19 protein-coding genes are annotated in these 17,288 nt (G+C 70.5%); 4 read left to right on the top strand and 15 right to left on the bottom strand.

Going from position 1 to position 17,288, the window contains the following annotated elements; all coding sequences use genetic code 11:
- The first annotated feature begins 3 nt into the window (after positions 1–3).
- Positions 4–753 carry an HAD family hydrolase gene (locus tag VKT83_06640; GenBank protein ID HLY22131.1) on the top strand — a complete coding sequence of 250 codons (750 nt, stop codon included), beginning with the start codon at positions 4–6 and terminating at the stop codon, positions 751–753.
- 27 nt (positions 754–780) lie between these two features.
- Here the strand turns inward: VKT83_06640 and VKT83_06635 are convergent, their stop codons facing one another.
- From VKT83_06635 to VKT83_06600, 8 genes are all read right to left on the bottom strand, one after another.
- Positions 781–1,254: a DinB family protein gene (locus VKT83_06635; GenBank protein ID HLY22130.1), complete on the bottom strand. Its 474-nt coding sequence runs from the start codon at positions 1,252–1,254 to the stop codon at positions 781–783.
- A 39-nt stretch (positions 1,255–1,293) separates the two neighbouring features.
- Positions 1,294–2,073: a DUF899 domain-containing protein gene (locus tag VKT83_06630; GenBank protein HLY22129.1), complete on the bottom strand. Its 780-nt coding sequence runs from the start codon at positions 2,071–2,073 to the stop codon at positions 1,294–1,296.
- Between the two features lie 17 nt (positions 2,074–2,090).
- On the bottom strand, positions 2,091–2,891 hold the full coding sequence (locus VKT83_06625) for a DUF2182 domain-containing protein (GenBank protein HLY22128.1): 801 nt from the start codon (positions 2,889–2,891) through the stop codon (positions 2,091–2,093).
- 9 nt (positions 2,892–2,900) lie between these two features.
- Positions 2,901–3,626, bottom strand: a complete 726-nt coding sequence (locus VKT83_06620) for a thioredoxin family protein (protein ID HLY22127.1) — start codon at positions 3,624–3,626, stop codon at positions 2,901–2,903.
- Entirely contained in the window at positions 3,627–4,100 is a 474-nt protein-coding gene (locus VKT83_06615) for an SRPBCC domain-containing protein (GenBank protein ID HLY22126.1), read from the bottom strand.
- Positions 4,097–4,471 carry a metalloregulator ArsR/SmtB family transcription factor gene (locus VKT83_06610; protein HLY22125.1) on the bottom strand — a complete coding sequence of 125 codons (375 nt, stop codon included), beginning with the start codon at positions 4,469–4,471 and terminating at the stop codon, positions 4,097–4,099. Before VKT83_06610 ends, VKT83_06615 begins: the two co-directional genes overlap by 4 nt.
- A gap of 74 nt (positions 4,472–4,545) precedes the next feature.
- Positions 4,546–5,730, bottom strand: a complete 1,185-nt coding sequence (locus tag VKT83_06605; GenBank protein HLY22124.1) for a PLP-dependent aspartate aminotransferase family protein — start codon at positions 5,728–5,730, stop codon at positions 4,546–4,548.
- Positions 5,717–6,679 carry a DMT family transporter gene (locus VKT83_06600; protein HLY22123.1) on the bottom strand — a complete coding sequence of 321 codons (963 nt, stop codon included), beginning with the start codon at positions 6,677–6,679 and terminating at the stop codon, positions 5,717–5,719. The genes VKT83_06605 and VKT83_06600 overlap by 14 nt, the downstream gene beginning before the upstream one ends.
- 27 nt (positions 6,680–6,706) lie before the next feature.
- Here VKT83_06600 and VKT83_06595 point away from each other — a divergent pair, with 27 nt between their 5' ends.
- A complete protein-coding gene (locus VKT83_06595; protein ID HLY22122.1) occupies positions 6,707–7,624 on the top strand; it encodes a deoxyribonuclease IV in 918 nt (305 codons plus the stop codon).
- The gene (locus tag VKT83_06590; GenBank protein ID HLY22121.1) at positions 7,621–7,842 is read left to right on the top strand and encodes a B-box zinc finger protein; all 222 of its coding nucleotides are present in this window, start codon (positions 7,621–7,623) and stop codon (positions 7,840–7,842) included. The genes VKT83_06595 and VKT83_06590 overlap by 4 nt, the downstream gene beginning before the upstream one ends.
- A gap of 49 nt (positions 7,843–7,891) precedes the next feature.
- On the opposite strand, the gene holB is transcribed toward VKT83_06590, so the two are convergent.
- From holB to VKT83_06555, 7 genes are all read right to left on the bottom strand, one after another.
- Positions 7,892–8,974, bottom strand: a complete 1,083-nt coding sequence (holB, locus tag VKT83_06585) for a DNA polymerase III subunit delta' (GenBank protein HLY22120.1) — start codon at positions 8,972–8,974, stop codon at positions 7,892–7,894.
- An 11-nt stretch (positions 8,975–8,985) separates the two neighbouring features.
- The gene (locus VKT83_06580; GenBank protein ID HLY22119.1) at positions 8,986–9,315 is read right to left on the bottom strand and encodes a cyclic-di-AMP receptor; all 330 of its coding nucleotides are present in this window, start codon (positions 9,313–9,315) and stop codon (positions 8,986–8,988) included.
- The gene (gene tmk / locus VKT83_06575; GenBank protein ID HLY22118.1) at positions 9,312–10,010 is read right to left on the bottom strand and encodes a dTMP kinase; all 699 of its coding nucleotides are present in this window, start codon (positions 10,008–10,010) and stop codon (positions 9,312–9,314) included. Before tmk ends, VKT83_06580 begins: the two co-directional genes overlap by 4 nt.
- 37 nt (positions 10,011–10,047) lie before the next feature.
- On the bottom strand, positions 10,048–11,589 hold the full coding sequence (locus VKT83_06570) for a R3H domain-containing nucleic acid-binding protein (protein HLY22117.1): 1,542 nt from the start codon (positions 11,587–11,589) through the stop codon (positions 10,048–10,050).
- A 159-nt stretch (positions 11,590–11,748) separates the two neighbouring features.
- Entirely contained in the window at positions 11,749–12,942 is a 1,194-nt protein-coding gene (locus VKT83_06565; GenBank protein HLY22116.1) for a class I SAM-dependent rRNA methyltransferase, read from the bottom strand.
- Between the two features lie 88 nt (positions 12,943–13,030).
- On the bottom strand, positions 13,031–14,302 hold the full coding sequence (locus tag VKT83_06560) for an endonuclease Q family protein (GenBank protein HLY22115.1): 1,272 nt from the start codon (positions 14,300–14,302) through the stop codon (positions 13,031–13,033).
- A gap of 33 nt (positions 14,303–14,335) precedes the next feature.
- Entirely contained in the window at positions 14,336–15,574 is a 1,239-nt protein-coding gene (locus VKT83_06555; protein HLY22114.1) for an NAD(P)/FAD-dependent oxidoreductase, read from the bottom strand.
- A 67-nt stretch (positions 15,575–15,641) separates the two neighbouring features.
- Between VKT83_06555 and VKT83_06550 the strand changes: the two genes are divergently transcribed.
- On the top strand, positions 15,642–17,267 hold the full coding sequence (locus VKT83_06550; GenBank protein HLY22113.1) for a hypothetical protein: 1,626 nt from the start codon (positions 15,642–15,644) through the stop codon (positions 17,265–17,267).
- Positions 17,268–17,288: the final 21 nt, after the last annotated feature.

Here is a 17,288-nt window from a genome sequence, read left to right as displayed (position 1 = left end):
CGCATGATCCGCGGCGCGATCTTCGACCTCGGCAGCACGCTCATCCGGCGCACCGGCCTCGAGCTCGAACGCGTGAAGTGCGCCGCGCTCGCGTCCTTCGCCGCCTCCGACTGCGGCTGCGGCGACCCGGAGACGTTCGCCGCGCGCCTGCTCGACATCCGGCTCGCCGGCTGGAAGCGCTCGGAAGCAGAACTGGTCGAGGTCGCCGCGACGGCCTCGTTTGCCGAGGCGTTCGCCGCGGTCGGGCTCGACGCCACCGACCTGACGCTGTCCCAGGCCGAAGCGGTCTTCTTTGAGCCGGAGGTCACGATGAGCAGGCTCTATCCGTCGGCGGCAGAGACGCTCGAGGCGCTCGCCGGAATGGGGCTGCGGCTCGGCATGATCAGCAACGCCACGAGCCACCGGCTGGTGGTCGACATCGCGCGGCGGCACGGTATCGACCGCTACTTCGACCCGATCGTCACCTCGATGGGCTTCGGCCGCCCAAAGCCGCACGCCGGCATCTTCCGGCACGTACTGGAAGGCTGGAAGATCGAGCCGGACGCCGCGGTGATGATCGGGGACACCCTCGGCGCCGACATCCTCGGCGCGAACACCGTGGGCATGCGCTCGATCCTCGTCGACATCGAACCCAACCCGGACAATCCGCGGTACGCGGCGCGGGCCCGGCCGACCGCCACCGTCACGCGCCTGGACGAGATTCCGCCGCTGATCCGAGCGTGGAACGGCGCCGAGCCGGCGCGCCGCGCGTAGCCCCTGCGCGGAGCCCGCGAACGCGGGCTATCCAAACAGCCGGGGTTTTCCGAGCAGCGCGCGCAGCGAATTGATTTTGCCGATGTGGTACCAGCGGTGGTTGACGGAAAAGGCGAACAACTCGCCCACGCTGTTCCAAACTCCCCTTGGTCCTTCGTTTGCGGCGTCCAAGTCGGCCGCGGCAACCGCGCCGAGCAGGGCCTCGTGCGTGTCGTCGAACACGCGCATAATTGCCTCGAGCGGCGGGTAGTCCGCCGCGCCGCCGGTCCCCCCCTCGAAGAGACCGCGGTACGTCGCGGGAAGCGACGGAATCGGCTCGATGCCCGCCCGCTTGACGAAGCCCACGTTGGTCACCGCGAGGTGCCCCACCTGCCAGATGATCGGAGATAACGTTGGAATCGAGATCCGGCGCGCCTCATCGTCGGAAATGTCCCCTACGCTGTGCTTGAGAATCCCGCGGCTCGCGCCCAACTGCTGCTGGATCAGTACACGATCATCCATCTACGCACCACTCCTTGTCGTCTCGCGGTCCCCTGCGGATCACGACGGGTACTCGTCGTGGCGGCGAAACCAGATGCCGGACTCGTTGCGGCCCTTGGGGGCGCGGTCGAGCCACTGGTACATGCCCCAGAGGCCGTCCAGTCCGCGCGCATACGTGGAATAGGTGTGATAGACGACGCCGTCCTCGAGCGCGAACGCGCTCATGCCCGGCCTCTCGCGCGTGTACGTGGCCACGTCGGTCCCGGTCATGGCGGCGACCTTCGCGACCGGCGACTCCCACTGTCGAACGGTCTTCCCTGCGAGCGGTTCGCGTGCCGGCGCCTCACGCCGGTAGTTGTATTCGATGCGTCCCTCGCGCTGTTGCTCTTCGGTGACCTCGACCTTGAAGTCGAAGTTGAAGTCGCTGCCCAGTGAGGACGCCCAGGGGAACGCCCACCCCATCCGCCGCTTGTACGCCTGCAGCTTTGCGAGCGGCGCCCGCGACACCGCCGCGAGCGTCACATCGTGGTTGGCCAGATGGATGACGAAGCCGCCGAACCCGTCCGCGATCGATGAGCAGGACGGACACCCGCCCGTGTAGTCGGGGCCGAACATGAAGTGATAAATGAGCAGCTGCGACCGTCCCCTGAAGAGATCGGCGAGGGACGCGGTGCCGTCGTCGGTCTCGAAACGGTACTCCTTGTCGATTCGAACCCAGGGCAGCTCCTGCCGCCGCCGGGCCACCTCGTCGCTGCGTCGCGTCAGCTCTTTCTCGGCCCCGAGCAGATCCAGCCGGGCCGCCAGCCACTCTTCACGTGTGCCGGTCTTGTGCGTAGTCATTGTTGCTCTCCTCCTGCTCACGCGTGGGCCAGAGCGATCGCGAACGCCACAGCCCCCGCAGCAATGAGCCCGGCCCCGCCGAGCCGCGCGACGCGGCCGCCCCAGGGCAGGGTTTTTTCGGCCAGCACCCAGACCGCGATCGCGGCCACCCACGGGATACTCATCAGGCCGCCGACAAACAGCAGGCCCATCAACGCTGCGCAGCAGCCGAGACACGAGACGCCGTAATGGAGCCCGGACCCCACCGAGCCCCACGGCCGCCGGGCCTCGACCCTCGCCAGACAACCGTCCAGCGCGCGGCAGCGCTCCAGGCACGCGCGCTTGAGCGGGGTCAACTGGTACACTCCGACGGCCGCCGTCACGAGGCCGGCGAGCGCCGCATTTTGGAGCGCCATCGCCCCCGAGAGAAGATGCGCCGAGTCGAGCGCCCATTGGAGCGAGGCTGCCGCGGCGCCGAACCCCGCCCAGATCGCGAGGTAGCCGGCCGCGAACCCCGCCGCGCGCTCGATGCCTGCCCGGCCGGCAACCCTGAGCACGGCGAACGTCGAAGTCGGCAGCATCATCGCGGTCATCATGACGATCCACATACTGAGCATCACCACCGCGTAGCCGGGTGTCCAGGCCGGCGCCATCGGCATCATGCCGCCGCCGGCCATGTCCGTCCCGCGCATAGCTGAGCCCAGCCCGGCGCCGGTGGCCAGGTAGATCCACGCGGCGCCGGCGACGCCGGCGAGACCCGCGAGGGCCGGCCCGGCGCTGCCCTGCCAGTTGTCGGCCGTACTCATCTCGCGGGACATGACGCGGTGCGGTTCCGACATCGCGCCCTCCTATCGCCGGCCGGTCCGCCGGTCGTATTCGTCGTGCCGCCGAACCCAGAACTGCGAAAAGGCGTGGCCGGCTTCATCGCGGCCCTTCGGTACGAGATCGAGGTAGTGGTAGGCGGTATTCAGCATGTCGATGCCGCGGGCGTACGTCGAGTAGGTATGAAAAACGGCGCCTCGCGGACCTTTGACGAAGACGCTCACCCCCTCGCGGTCCGAGAAGCCCGGATCTTGCACCTTGAAGTTGTACAACGCGCGCCTCTTGGCCAGGTCTGCCGGCCGGAACGAGGCCTGGTAGTCGAAATTGAAGTCGGTGCCGGACGACGAGAGCCATCTGAAGCTCCAGCCCATCCGCTTCTTGTAGGCCGCGAGCTTGCGATACGGTGCGCGCGAGATCGCGACCATCGTGACGTCCCGGTGGGCCAGGTGCACGACGTTGTCGTCGAAGTTGTCCGCCCAGAACGAGCAGTGCGGGCACCCGGCGTCCCACTCCGGGGCGAACATGAAGTGGTAGACAACGAGCTGGTGCCGGCCGTCGAAGAGGTGCGCGAGCGTCTCCTTCCCGTCCGGCCCCTCGAAGACGTACGCCTTGTCCACTTGCTCCCACGGCAGGCTGCGGCGCTCCCGGTTGAGCCGGTCGCGCAGCCGCGTGAACGCCTTTTCTTTGCTCAGGAACCTTCGTCGCGCCTCGAGCCACGTGGCGTGGGGGACGACCCTGTGACGCTCCGCCATCTAGCGTCCCTCACCGGATGCGCGCCGGCGCTCGGCGGCTTCACGAATGCTCGTCAGCACGCGGGCCCAGCCCTGGGCGAAATCGTCGCGGGGCTCGGGCGCGTATGCCATCGCGCGGTGGACAAACTTGAGGCGCGTCCGGTCGCCGTCCGCGGTCAGCCGGCACTGCACGTGCGAGACCGCGGGATAGGACATCGCCAGCGGCCCATAGATTTCCAGGAGGCTCGGCGGCTTGATGACCTGCACGTGCCCCCACAGATGGCCCGCCTTGTTCCCGAGATCCCGGTACCAGCGGCCGCCCGGCCACGCCTCGAGCACCATGTGCAGGGACATCCCTTCGGCGGGCTCGAACGACGGGCCCAGCTGCTCAAGCATCGTCTCGAACACGATCTCGATCGGCGCCGCGATCGTCTCTTCTTTCGCCACCTCGAACGTCTGAACCGACAGCTCTGACGCGGTCGTCACCACGGTCATCCCTCCTCGTGTGCTGGTCGTTCGCGTTTGTGCCCCGCTCGTTCGCGCGCCGCCTGCTCGGCCCGCTCCTTGATCCGGTGGAGTTGGTGCTCCCAAAGCCGCGCGTAGGTCTGCACCCAATCGTGGACCGGCTTCAACTCCTCCGCGTTGAGCCGATAGAGACGGCGCCGGCCGGACTTGTTCACTGAGACGATTCCCACTTTCCGAAGGACGCCGAGATGCTTCGAGACCGACGGCTGCGGAATCCGGAGCCGGTCGACGACCTCCCCGACCGTGTGGGCCCGGCCGTCGAGGAGCGCGTCGACGATCTCACGCCGCCGCGGCTCGGCGATCGCGTTGAACACGTCGGTCGTTGTCGCCGCTCTCGGCATCGCGGGAACATTATATTCTTATATGGGAATGAAAGTCAAGCGGAACCTGCCCGCTGAGGGCGGCGTGGCCCGGACTAGACTTTGTCGAGCGCCTGGGTGAAGTCGTCGATCAGATCGTCCACGTCCTCGATCCCGACCGAGATCCGGATCAGCCCGTCGCTGATGCCCGCGGCGAGCCGGATCTCCCGCGGCATGTTGACGCTCGTGGTCGACGCCGGGTGGGTGACGAGCGTGCTGATCCCGCCGAGGCTCACCGCCAGCTTCGCGACGCGCAGCGCCTCGACGCAGCGCGCGCCGGCGGCGACGTTGCCGGCTACTTCGATGCTCATCATGCCGCCGAACCCGCCGGGCATCTGCCGTGCGGCGATCTCGTGGCGCGGGTGCCCCGGCAGACCCGGATAGTGCACCTTGGCGACCTTCGGGTGCGCGCTCAAGTGCCGCGCCAGCGCGAGCGCGTTTGCGTTGTGCCGTTCCACGCGCAGCCCAAGCGTCGCGACGCCGCGGATCAGCAGGAAGGCCGCGAACGGGTCGAGGACGCCGCCGAAGACACGCAGCGCTCCCACGCACGGCCGGAGGGCTTCGCGCGAGCCGGCGATCACGCCGGCCGTGACGTCGTGATGCCCGCCGAGATATTTTGTCGCGCTGTGACAGACGAGATCGACGCCGAGCGCGAGCGGCTGCTGGTTGTACGGCGTCGCAAATGTGTTGTCGGCCACCGTGCGCGCCCCGTGGGCGCGCGCGAGCGCCGCCACGCCGGCGATATCGATGATGCCGAGCAGCGGGTTGTTCGGCGTTTCGACGTAGAGCAGGCGCGTGCTCGGCCTGAGCGCCCGCTCGTACGCGGACACGTCGGGATCGTCGAGCACCGTGGCCTCGACCCCGAACCTCGGCAGCACGCCGGTAAAGAGCTGGAACGCCGCCTGGTACACGGCCTTCGGCGCGATGAGGTGATCGCCGGCCTTGAGCGAGCCTACGACGGCCGTGGCGATCGCCGCCATGCCGGACGACGCGGCCAGCGCCCCCTCGGCGCCCTCGAGCAGCGCGACCTTCTGCTCGAAGAGATCCGTCGTCGGATTGCCCCACCGCGTGTAGATGTAACCGGGGCCCTTCTCCGCGGCGAGGCGCGCGCCGTCTTCGACGCTGTCGTATTTGAAGGTCGCCGTCTGATAGATCGGCGCGACGACGGACTTGTTGGCGTCTTCGATCCGCCCCCCGTGGATCGCGGTCGTGGTAAATCCGCGCCGCTCACGCGATGCCATGGAACCGTCCTCCTTTGTCGACGGTGATGCCCGCCGGCGCCGCCTCGCGGCCGGCCCGGCCCGCCCATTCCCGATCACGCCCCAGCTCGCCGATCACGACGCTTAACAAGATCGCCGCCGCCCCGGCGGCCTGGCGCGGTCCGAACGGCTCGCCGAGCCACGCGACGCCGAAGCCCACCGCCGCGACCGGCTCGAGGGTGAACAACAGGCCGGTGCGCGTCGGCGACACGATTCGCTGCACCCACGCCTGCACGACGTACGCGCCGAGCGTCGCCGCGACCGCCATGAAGACGATCGCGCCGCCGACCGCCGCCGGCACCGCCGCCGGAGCCGGTTCCGCGGCCACGGCCCAGGCGCCCGCCAGCGCGGCGACCGTCGCGATTTGCACGCAGGCAAACGCCGCGGCCGGCACCGACGCCGCGGCCTGTCCGACAATGATCACCTGCAGCGCGAGCGCCGCGGCGCAGCCGAGTACGAGCGCGTCGCCGGCGCCCAACCGTCCGCCCTGCCACAGCAGGAGCCACAACCCCGCCACCGCGAGCAGCACCGCGGCGGCGAGCGTCCGGCTCGGCGCGCGCCGGCGCCAGACCAGCAGCATCAGGGGAATCATGACGACGTTCAGGCCCGTGATAAGACCGGCGTTGCCGGCGGTCGTGGACCGGAGCCCGACCGTCTGCAGCGCGTATCCGGCGAACAGTGCGGCGCCGGCCAGCAGGCCCGCGCGCATCCCGTCGAGGGTGAGGCGTCCGCGCTCGCGCCACGCGAGCGGCGCCATCAGCACCGCGGCCAGGCCGAAGCGCAGCGCGAGATATTGAAACGGCCCGAGGTGCCGCAGCACCAGCTTGCCGAGCGGAAACGTCGTGCCCCACACGACGGCGACGGCCGCCAGCGAGAGATCGGCCGCGATGCGCGCGCGCGGGGACATGGTGCGCAGGTTCGGGAGGTCCAAACGTCGATCCTCCGCGAAGCCCCCGATATGCCGATCGGCGCGCACGTCTCCGTCGCCGGCCGCGTCTACGAGGCGGTCCCGCGGGCGACCGCGATCGGCTGCGAATGCCTGCAGATCTTCGTCGGCAGCCCGCGGCAGTGGCGCCTCATCGAGTACGATCCCGCCGACATCGCTGAATTCCGGCGCCGCCGCGCGCGGGCCGGGCTGGACCCGCTGGTCGCGCACGCCTCGTACCTCGTCAATTTCGCCACCGCCGATCCCGAGTTGTTCCGCCGGTCCATCGACTCGCTCGCGCACACGGTGCGCGGCATGGATGCGCTCGGCGGGCTTGCGGCGATCACGCATCTCGGCAGCACGCGGGGCGCGGGCTGGGACGAATGCTGCGACCGCGTGGCGCTCGCGCTGCGCACCGTGCTCACGCGCTCATCGGAGGCGATGGTGCTGCTGGAAGGCAGCGCCGGCGGCACGATCGGGGGTACCTTCGAGCAGCTGCGCGACGTCCTCGACGCCGCGGGGCGGAGCCCGCGGCTCGGCGTATGTCTCGACACCGCGCACCTCTTCGCCGCCGGGTGGGACATTCGCACGCCGGAGGGCGTCGCCGCGATGGTGGACGCCTTCGACCGGCAGGTGGGCCTCACGCGGCTGCGCGTGCTGCACTTCAACGACTCGAAGAGCGCGCTCGGCTCGCGGCTCGACCGCCACGAGAACATCGGCGAAGGCGGGATCGGCCGCGACGGGTTCCGGGCCGTCTTCGGCCATCCGGCGCTCCGCGATCTGCCCGGCCTCATCGAGACGCCGGGGTTCGACCGCGAGGGCCCGGACCGGCGCAACGTGATGACGCTGAAGGCGCTGCGCGCGAGGGCCCTGCTCTCCGCCGGCATGCCCGGGCGGCGCCTCGCGACGCGGACGGGCCGGCCGCCGCGAAGGGCGGTGCGCGCACGATGAAGTGCGTCAACCATCCCGACCGCGCGGCGCTCGGCTACTGTTCGCGCTGCGGCAAGGCGCTGTGCCCCGAATGCCTCGTCCGGCTCTCGACGGGAAACTTCTGCGAGGCGTGCGCGAACCCGGGCGCCGCCGCGCGCCCGCGGCGCCCCATCCCGTGGTGGCTTATCGTGCTGGCGGCGGCGGTGTTGTTCTTCCTGCTTCGGCTCGCGATCCACTAACGGGCGCGCTCGTGGCTCGCACCGCAGGCCCATTGTCGGCCGGCTTTAATTACATGGTTGCCGGCCGCTTGTCGGCCGGCGCGAGGTGGATGCCGGCAAACAGATGCTCCAGGACCAGGCGCGGGTTGACATTGTGCTGCAAATTTGTCTTGGCGCCCTCGATCGCCGCGGCCGCGTGCCGCACACCCTCCGGCCTCGCGCGCTCGGCCCACGCCGCGATCTGATCGCGGCGGTCGAGGTTCACGAGCAGCGCCGGGTCGTGCGCCGCCTGCCAGACCGCCACGTCGCGGATCCAGAGCAGGGCGGTGTCGAGCCAGCGGTTGATCTCGTCCTTCTGCCGTGAGACCGCTTCCGCGGCCTCGAGCCGCCTGACCGGTCCGCCGCCGGCGACCGCTCCAAGCGTCTTCACCACGTCCTGGCGGAACTCCAGCGCCGCCCCGCCCTCCGCCGACTCCCGCAGCGCGAGCCCCGGCCGTCCGCCGGCCAGCGCGCCGAGGAACGGCGCCTGCGCCGCGGGAACGCCGGCGCGCTCGGTCAGGGCCGCGGCGATCTCCGCCGCCGGCACGAATGTGAAGCGCACAATCTGGGAGCGGGACACGATCGTCGGCAGGAGCGCCGAGGCGGACTCGGAGATGAGGATGATCACGCTCTGCGCGGGCGGCTCTTCGAGCACCTTGAGCAGGCTGTTGGCCGCCTCGGCGCGCATCGCCTCCGCGTCCTCGATGATGAACACCTTCCATCGGGCCTCGTAGGGCGGGTAGGACGCCTCGCGCTTGAGATCGCGGATCTGCTCGATTCCGACGGCGCGGCGCTCGGCGCCGGACTCGGTGCGTCCCCCGGGGGCGATGATGCGGAGATCCGGGTGCGCGCCCGCGGCGACCTTCCGGCACGCCGCGCACGTGCCGCAGGCGTCGTCTCCGCCGGCGGACCGCCTGTCGGCGGACTCGCCGGCCACCATGTCATTGAAGCCGGTCGCGCAGAGCAGGGCCTGGGCGAAGGCGAGCGCGGCGGCGCGGCGGCCGACGCCTTCCGGGCCCACAAAGAGGTACGCGTGGGCCACGCATCCGCTTCGGAGGGCCCCCTGCAGCACCGCGCGGGCGTCGCGCTGGCCGATCAGTTCGCGAAAAAACACGGGGTGCGGCCTTAGACCTTCACCATCCGCTCAACGTCCAGGACGAACACGATCGCGCCCCCGACCTGCACCTTGACCGGATACGAGATGTACGAATCGACGGGCTCGACGACGGGAGGCAGCGGACTGACCAGCTGCTCGCGGACGTGGCAGAACTTTTGAATCACGGCCATCACATCGTCGACGCGGTTTTCCTCGACGCCGATCAGGATGGTCGCGTTGCCCTCGCGGAGGAACCCGCCCGTACTGGCCAGCATCGTGGCCTGAAATTCGGCGGCGACGAGGCCTTCCATGAGCCGGCGCTGGTCCTTTTCCTGCACGATCGCCAGGATCAGCTTCACGAAGCCCCTCCCGCGCGACGCTCTGCCCGGAGCAGTCCGTCGACTGCCGCCGTAATCTCCCGCTGAACGTCCACGACGGGCCGGCGCGCGTCGACCACCCGGATGCGCTGCGGCTCAATTCTGGCAAGCGCCAGAAACCCCTCCCGAACGCGGGCATGGAACGCCAGCGTCTCCCGCTCCATCCGGTCGCCACCCTCCCACCCCTCGGACCCCGCGCCCGCCGACGCCAGCGCATCCCGCTGGCTAGTCCCGCGCAGGCGGGACGCCGCGCGGGCGCGCCGCAGCCCGGTCTCCGGATCGAGGTCGAGCAGGAGGGTGAGATCCGGCCGGAGCGCGCCGGTCGCGGCGTCGTTGACGGTCCGCACCAGGTCCACGCCGAGGCCGCGCGCCACCCCTTGATAGGCGAGAGACGCGTCGAGGTAGCGCTCGCAGACGACGATCCGTCCCCGGGCCAGCGCCGGCCCGATGACCTCGGCGACGAGCTGCGCGCGCGAGGCGGCGAAGAGGAGCATCTCCGTCCGGGGGGCGAGCTCGGCGTGGCGCGGATCGATCAAGAGCGACCGGATCTGTTCGCCGATCGCCGTTCCGCCCGGCTCGCGCAGCGCGACCACCTCGTGCCCGGCCGCGCGCAGGTGCTCCACGAGCAACGCCGCCTGCGTCGTCTTTCCCGCGCCGTCCGGCCCCTCGAGCGTCACGAATCGGCCGGGGGCCTCGGCCGTCCGGCGGTCGGAACTACTGGGGATAGATCACCACGCGACGGAACGGATCGGTGCCCTTGCTCTCGGACGCGAGACCGTAGCGTTGGATCAGCTGGTGCTGCAGCCGCCGCAGGTAGGAGTTCTGGGGACCGAGCTCCACCGGCTGCGCCGCGGCCATGACCTCGGAGATCGCCTCCTCCGCCTCCCGCATCGCCTGCTCCTCGGGGCTCATGCGGTCCTGCACGCCGAAAATCTCGCGCAGCACGGTCTCGATCTGCGACAGCGTGTTGCTCTTGATGATGTGCGTCGGCAGGCCGCGGTGGCCCGCCTCGCGCAGCCGCTTCGGCTGCCGGCGCTCCTGCGACTTGAGCGTGAGCAGCACGTCGGCGTCGTGCAGCGCGTCGGCGATCATCGCCGGCACCCGCAGCTCCCGGATCGCCCGCTCGAGCCGGTTGCGGCTCACCGCATACGGGTAGATGCGCACGATCTTCTGCGGCGGCGCAACCGGAGCGGCATGGCCGTGGCCGTTCGTCGAGGCGGCCGCCGCCTGCGCGGCAACCTCGCCGCTGGTGATGCGCACTTCGCCCTCCGGGGTCCGCGTGCGGATCTCCGGCCTCGGCAGGGCGCCGCGCAGGAACCGGTCGACCACGTGCGCCACGTCGTGGTGCACGGCGAGCCGGTCCTTGTCCTGGATCTCGATCACGACGTCGAACGTCGGCGGCGCCTTGCGTTCGAGCACCGTCTTTTGGGTGCCGCGGCGGCGCGCTTCCTCGTCGCCGAGCGTCACCGCCTGGATGCCGCCGACCAGGTCGGACAGGGTCGGGTTCTGCAGCAGGTTGTCGAGCGTGTTCCCGTGCGCGGTCGCGATCAGCTGCACCCCGCGCTCGGCGATCGTGCGGGCGGCCTGCGCTTCCGCTTCCGTGCCGATCTCGTCGATCACGATCACCTCGGGCATGTGGTTCTCGACGGCCTCGATCATGACCGCGTGCTGCAGTTCGGGGTACGGGACCTGCATGCGGCGCGCCCGGCCGATGCCGGGGTGCGGAATGTCGCCGTCGCCGGCGATCTCGTTGCTGGTGTCGACGACCACGACACGCTTGCCGGCCTCGTCCGAGAGCACGCGCGCGGCCTCGCGCAGCAGCGTCGTCTTGCCGACGCCGGGACGTCCGACCAGCAGCACGCTCTGGCCCGCCTCGATCACGTCGCGCACGATGTCCACCGTCCCGAACACCGCGCGGCCGACCCGCAGGGTGAGCCCGATGACGTCGCCGGCCCGGTTGCGGATCGCCGAGATCCGGTGGAGCGTGCGCTCGATGCCGGCGCGGTTGTCCTTTCCGAAGGCGCCCACGCGGCTCGCGACGTGATGCAGGTCCTCGCGCGCCACGAATCCGTCCGAGATTCGAACCACCCGCTCCGGGAATCGCGCCTCCGGTTCCCGGCCCAGGTCGAGCACAATCTCCAGCAGCGTGTCGAGATCGGCCTGCAGTTCGATCTGCCGGCGAATCTCCGGCGGCAGGATTTCGAGCAGGAGGTCCAGGTTGTCGGTAATCCGGATCTGGTGGCTCGCGACCACCATCTGTCACCTCACCGGTTCGTTCTCGATGCCCCCGGGCGGCGAGCCTCAAAAAGACAAGGAGGAGAACCGCGCGGGTTCTCCTCCCGTCGAGTCCACCGATATCGGCGAAGCATCGCTACCATTATTATAGGTTTTCCCGCCCTGCCCTGCAACGGCTTCCTACTCCACCTCTAAAATCAGGCATTTCAGGTAGCGCGTCTCGGGCACCCCGAGCGAGACCGGATGGTCGCGCGCCTGGGACCGCCGCTCGGCGAGGCGCACCCAGCGGCCGGCGTCGCGGGCGGCGTCGAGGACCACGGCCTCCAGCATGGCCTCGGCAACGTGGTATGAGCACGAGCAGGTCACCAGCCATCCTCCCGGGCGCAGCACCTTGAGGGCCCTAAGGTTGATCTCCTTGTACCCGGCGAGACCGCCCTCGAGCGCGGCGCGCGTCTTCACAAACGCCGGCGGATCCAGGATGACGGCGTCGAACCGGGCCCGGGCGCGGTCCAGGCGGCGCAGCTCGTCGAAGGCGTTCGCCGTGACCACCCGGCACCGGTCTCCCACGCCGTTCAGCGCGGCGTGCCGGGCGATCGCGGCGGCGGCCCGCTCCGAGATCTCGACCGCGGTCACCTCCGCGCCCCGGCGGGCGGCGTGCACCGCCCACGCGCCGGTATAGGCGAAGACGTCGAGCACCTCGCCGCGGACGAGGCCGGCTGCGTACACGCGGTTCTCGCGCTGGTCGAGAAAGAAGCCCGTTTTTTGTCCGCCGGCCACGTCCACCACGAACGACGCGCCCGATTCGTCGATCGCCACCTCGATCGGGCCGTCACCGGCCGGCGCTTCCCCGGTCTCTCCGCCCCGCGGCGGAATCACCCACCCCGTTTCGCGGGGCAGCCCTTCGAGCCGGCGGACCGCGGGGTCGTTGCGGGCGTAGACGGAGCCGGCCCCGGTCAGCTCCAGGAGCAGCCGCGCGAGCATCTCCCGGCGGCGGTCCATGCCGGCGGTCAGCGTCTGCACGACGAGCGTGCCGGCGTACCGGTCGACGATCAGGCCGGGCAGCAGATCGCTCTCGCCGAAGACGAGACGGTACGCGGTGGTGTCGGCGACGACGCCGCGGCGAAACGCGGCCGCGCGCTCGAGGCGTTCGCGAAAAAAGGCCTCGTCCAGGTCGCGGTCCGAGGTGGTGAGCAGACGGACCGTGATGAGCGAGCGGGTGTTGAGAAAACCGGTGCCGAGGTGACGGCCGGCGGCGTCCAGCACCGTGACCGTCTCGCCGTCCTCCGCCTCGCCGACAAGACGCGCGATCTCGGCGCGGTAGACCCACAGGTGGCCGGCACGCAGCCGCGCGTCGCGCCCGGGGTGCAGCACCACGGCCGGGCGCTTCGAGGACCGTATCGGGAGGCGTCGCGTCCCGGCTCGCGCCTCGGGCCCAGTGGCAGCCCCACTGAGCTCGGCGGATTCAGAAGAGGCTGGTCTGGGCCGGCTGCGCCGCTGCCGCGGCACGGCGTTCTTCGTCCGCCGCTCCTCCGAATACGTGAATCTCGCCGAAGACGCCGTCGTAGCCGGGACGGATCGACACCTGCCCGTCGCGCACCCGACGCACGCCCTCGACCACGCGCGGCCGCGTCAGCCGCGCCAACTCCTCGAGCGGAACGTCGAGCAGCACGTGGAACTCGCCGCCGAGCGCCTGCACGATCTTGAAGTACTCCTCCCGCACTGCGCCCGTGCCGGGCTGCGAGCCGAACGCCGCGGCGATAATCTCCTCGAGCGGGATCAGGTTGCGGTACCGCACGCGGCCGTCCCCGCCCCCGCCCTCGGGCCGGTCCGCGAGCGCGTCGACGCGCGACATGACGCCGACCGTAACCGGCCGGCCGCAGCCGGGACACCGCCCGCCCGCCGTGCGCGTCTCCGACGGCGACAGCCGCTGCCCGCAGGCGCGGTGGCCGTCGAAGTGATACTTGCCCTCCTCCGGAAAGAACTCGATCGTGTAGAGGAAGCGCGCGCGGTCTTCGCCGCGCAGGACCCGCAGCATGTCCGCGTAATCGAGCGCGCAGTCGAGGACGTTCGCCTCGCGGCCCAGCTTGGCCGGCGAATGCGCGTCCGAGTTGCTGACCAACATGACCCCGTCGAGCTGGCTGAGCCGCCAGTTCATCGGCGGGTCGCTGCTCAATCCGGTCTCGACGGCCCGAATGTGGCGGGCCTGATCGCCGAAGCATTCCGATAGCGCGTCGAACCCCGAGTTGCTGCCGTAGAGGGAAAACCACGGCGTCCAAACGTGCGCCGGGATGATCATGCAGTCCGGGGAGATCTCCATCACGTACTCGACCAGTTTGTGGCTCGGCAGCGACAAGGTCGGCCGGCCGTCCGCCATCAGGCTGCCGAACCGCGCGAGCACGGCGTTGATGCGGTCCACGACCTCGAAGCTCGGCGCGAGGACGACGATGTGGATCTTGCGCAGCCGGCCGCCCTGCGGGTAGATGTTGCTGACCTCGACGGTCAGCATGAAGTGCTGCCCGCCGTACGTGAAGAGCCCTTGGCCGTTCGGCTTCAGCTTGGACTTGAGCTCCCGCAGCCAGACCGGATGGGTGAAATCGCCGGTGCCGACAACGGTGATGCCTTTGAAGCCGCACCACCTGGCGAGGTTTTCGACATCCATGTCCCGGCTGGTGGCGCGGCTGAATTTCGAGTGGAGGTGCAGGTCGGCAATCACCGGCATGTCAGATGGTTTCACGCGCCGGGAACCTTCTCCTCCGTCGGAGCGCGCTCACATCTGCGCGAGCATGCCCTGCACGAGCGCCAGCCCGACGACCGGCAGCAGCGCCGGCCGCCGCAGCGCCGCGGCGGCGAGCGTGCGCAGCAGCGGCAGAAAGAGCCGGGACTGATACTGCGTGTCGCCCGCGGCCTCGACGCTGGCCCGCACCGCCGGACTCGCGTGGATGAACCGCATCACCAGGTCGAGCTCGCGGTCGGCGAGCCGGTTGATCACACGGCGCCCGAGCGCGGTGAACGCGACCTCGCGCCCGAACGCGCGGCGCCAGCCGCGCTCGTACGCCTGCGCGGCCCGGCGGTCGCCCGCGGCGTACCGCGCCGCGGTGGTGCCGGCAAGACGTCCCGCGGTCATGGCGTAGTAGATGCCGCCGCCGGACGTCGCCTTCACCTGGCCGGCGGCGTCGCCGACAACGAGCACGCCGTCCCGCGCGGTGGGCGCGCCGGCCGTGAGCATCGGGATGCGTCCGCCGACCTTGCGCACGACCACGGCGCCCGCCGCCCGGCGGCGCAGCGCCGGGTGCGCGGCCAGCAGGCGCTCGAGGTACCGCACGGGCGCGTGCGGCGTCTCGCGCGGATCGACGGCCAGCCCGATGCGCGCGGTCTGCCGGTCGAGCGGCAGCAGCCACGCGAAGAACCCCGGTGCCGTGTCGCGGCCGAAAAACATCTCCGGGGTGTCCGCCTCGAGACCCCCGATGCCCCGCATCTCGTATTGGAGGCCGTTGGCGTACGTGCGCGCGAGGCGCAGACCGAGCGAGGCCGGCAGCCGGGGAGACGCGCCCTCGGCGTCGATCACTGTCCGGGCCTCGGCCTCGAACGTCCCGGCCCGGCCGGCGTAATCGCCCCGGACGCGCAGCAGATCGCCCCGGCGGGCCGCGTGCGTGACGCGCACGCCGGTCACGACCTCCGCGCCGGCGCAGGCCGCGCGCTCGACGAGCCACCGATCGAACCTGACGCGATCCACGACGTAGGAATCGGCGGAGGTCCGCCGGACGTGCACGACGACCCCGCCCGGCGAGTGAAAGACGGCCGCGCTCAGCGCATTGACGGCGAGGGCGGGCGGCAGGTCGAATTCCCGGAACGCGTGCAGGGAGAGCTTGCCGGTGCAATGCGTCGGGAGACCGACGCTGCGGTGTTCCTCGAGCAGGAGTGTACGAAGGCCCTGTCCCGCGGCGGCCCGGGCCGCTTCCGCGCCGCCCGGACCGGCACCCACGACGACGACGTCATAACGCATCATGGGGCTCTCATGGTTCGATGGCCGAGCAGGGCATTTCCTGCCCTGCTTCTAACGTTAGAGTGACCGGATGAGCCACGCGCGCCGAGCAGGCGTTCTCGCACGACTCTCCGCGGCCGGCGCCGCCCTGTTCGGCGCTCTCACCCTTGCCCTCGCGGCCGGACCGGCGATCCACGTGCACGCCGAGTCGGTCACCCCCGACAGCGTCCAGCGCGAGCGGCTGTCTTTTCAGGGCGCGGAGGAGCCGCACACGCCGCCGGCGCTCAATCGCGTGGACGCCTACCGCTACGCGGCCGACCTGACCGCCAACCTGAACGGCCGCCCCGATACCGTGCTCGTGCTGATCCCGGGCCTCAACTCCGGACCCAACACGCTCGACCTGCTCGCCCGGGCTCTCATCAGCCGCCGCCCCACGATGGAAGTGTGGATCGCGGAGCCGCGGGCCGGCATCCTCCAGGACCGCCGCGGAATCACGGCCGCCCTCGCCAACCGCAACCCCGACTTCGCCCTCGGCTATTACTACGGGGGCCTCGCGATCGACGGGCAGACGTTCAAAGCGCTCGATCCGAAGACGGTGCCGTCCGCGGCCTACTGGGGTCTCGATCTCAATCTCCGCGACGTCCGCGTCGTGGTCAACCAGGTACGGAAGCGCTTCCCCTACGCCCGGGTGCTGCTCGGCGGTCACTCCCTCGGCGCGATGTTCGCGGCGCTGTACGCGGGGTACGATTTCGGACGCCTGCCCGGCGCGGAGCCGATCGAGAACGTCGCCGGCAAGATCGAGCGATCGCCCGAGGCGGGCGCGCGCGATGTCGACGGCCTCGTCCTGATCGACGGCATCCCGCTTCACCTGCCGGTCTCGCTCCAGCCCTCGCAGTACCTCGAGGGCCTCTCGATCCCGCTCATCGGAAAGGTTCCGGGGATCAACGCCCTGCTGGCCGCGGACCCGAGCAAACGCGTCAGCCCCTTCACCGATACGTCGAGCATCGCGCGCACGCAGGACAGCATCCTCTTCGACACGGTCGCGGTGTACGCGTACCTCAGGCCGGACGCGTCGAGCCGGCTGCCGGGCTACCCGCGCAACGGACTGCCCATCACGAACGAGGCGCTGCTCGGCGCCGTGCTCTCGGACCAGATGGAGCCCGACATGTTCATCCGGGCGTCGATCGGCAGCCCTCTCGGCAGCTTCGACCGGATGCCCGATCCCGCCGGCATTTCGCCGAACGGCCTGCTCAAGCTGTCGACCGGCCGTCCCGTCCCCGGGCAGACGCTCATCCAATGGATTCCGTACGACCGTAGCACCCCGCGCGGCCTCGTCGATCTGCGCGCGCTCGAGGGGGCGATCCTCCGGCCGGACGGGGATTTCACGGCGTGGTACATGCCGTGGCGGCTCGTGCTCGATCTGGGGTTGTCCCTGAACCTCGACACGAGCGGCGAATTCGCCCGGCAGTACGTGAGCCTGACGCAGATGCAGTACGTGGACCTGCCGATCCTGCTGCTCGGCGCGGGACGCGGCCTCATCCGGTCGCCGAAACTGGCGAGCTTCTACCTGGACCATACGGCCACGCCGCGCAGCCGCATCCGCATCGCGATTTTCCCGCAGTACTCGCACCTCGACATCGAGGACGCGGTCGACAACCAGGCCGTCGGCGCCATCCTCAACTGGCTCCCGTCCGTGGGCCGCCGGGCGGCGCCGTGACCGCCCCCGCGCGACTTTCCG

Source organism: bacterium, assembly GCA_035308905.1.
Classification (GTDB): Bacteria; Sysuimicrobiota; Sysuimicrobiia; order Sysuimicrobiales; family Segetimicrobiaceae; genus DASSJF01.
This window is presented reverse-complemented; position numbering and strand designations above follow the sequence as displayed.

What these genes read in the sequence shown, in the direction of transcription:
- VKT83_06640 (HLY22131.1), top strand. Translation starts at nt 4, where the DNA reads ATGATCCGCGGCGCGATCTTCGACCTCGGCAGCACGCTCATCCGGCGC.
- VKT83_06615 (HLY22126.1), bottom strand. Translation starts at nt 4,100, where the DNA reads ATGACCGTGGTGACGACCGCGTCAGAGCTGTCGGTTCAGACGTTCGAG.
- VKT83_06620 (HLY22127.1), bottom strand. Translation starts at nt 3,626, where the DNA reads ATGGCGGAGCGTCACAGGGTCGTCCCCCACGCCACGTGGCTCGAGGCG.
- VKT83_06610 (HLY22125.1), bottom strand. Translation starts at nt 4,471, where the DNA reads ATGCCGAGAGCGGCGACAACGACCGACGTGTTCAACGCGATCGCCGAG.
- VKT83_06570 (HLY22117.1), bottom strand. Translation starts at nt 11,589, where the DNA reads ATGGTGGTCGCGAGCCACCAGATCCGGATTACCGACAACCTGGACCTC.
- VKT83_06555 (HLY22114.1), bottom strand. Translation starts at nt 15,574, where the DNA reads ATGATGCGTTATGACGTCGTCGTCGTGGGTGCCGGTCCGGGCGGCGCG.
- VKT83_06595 (HLY22122.1), top strand. Translation starts at nt 6,707, where the DNA reads ATGCCGATCGGCGCGCACGTCTCCGTCGCCGGCCGCGTCTACGAGGCG.
- VKT83_06630 (HLY22129.1), bottom strand. Translation starts at nt 2,073, where the DNA reads ATGACTACGCACAAGACCGGCACACGTGAAGAGTGGCTGGCGGCCCGG.
- VKT83_06590 (HLY22121.1), top strand. Translation starts at nt 7,621, where the DNA reads ATGAAGTGCGTCAACCATCCCGACCGCGCGGCGCTCGGCTACTGTTCG.
- VKT83_06635 (HLY22130.1), bottom strand. Translation starts at nt 1,254, where the DNA reads ATGGATGATCGTGTACTGATCCAGCAGCAGTTGGGCGCGAGCCGCGGG.
- VKT83_06550 (HLY22113.1), top strand. Translation starts at nt 15,642, where the DNA reads ATGAGCCACGCGCGCCGAGCAGGCGTTCTCGCACGACTCTCCGCGGCC.
- VKT83_06605 (HLY22124.1), bottom strand. Translation starts at nt 5,730, where the DNA reads ATGGCATCGCGTGAGCGGCGCGGATTTACCACGACCGCGATCCACGGG.
- VKT83_06625 (HLY22128.1), bottom strand. Translation starts at nt 2,891, where the DNA reads ATGTCGGAACCGCACCGCGTCATGTCCCGCGAGATGAGTACGGCCGAC.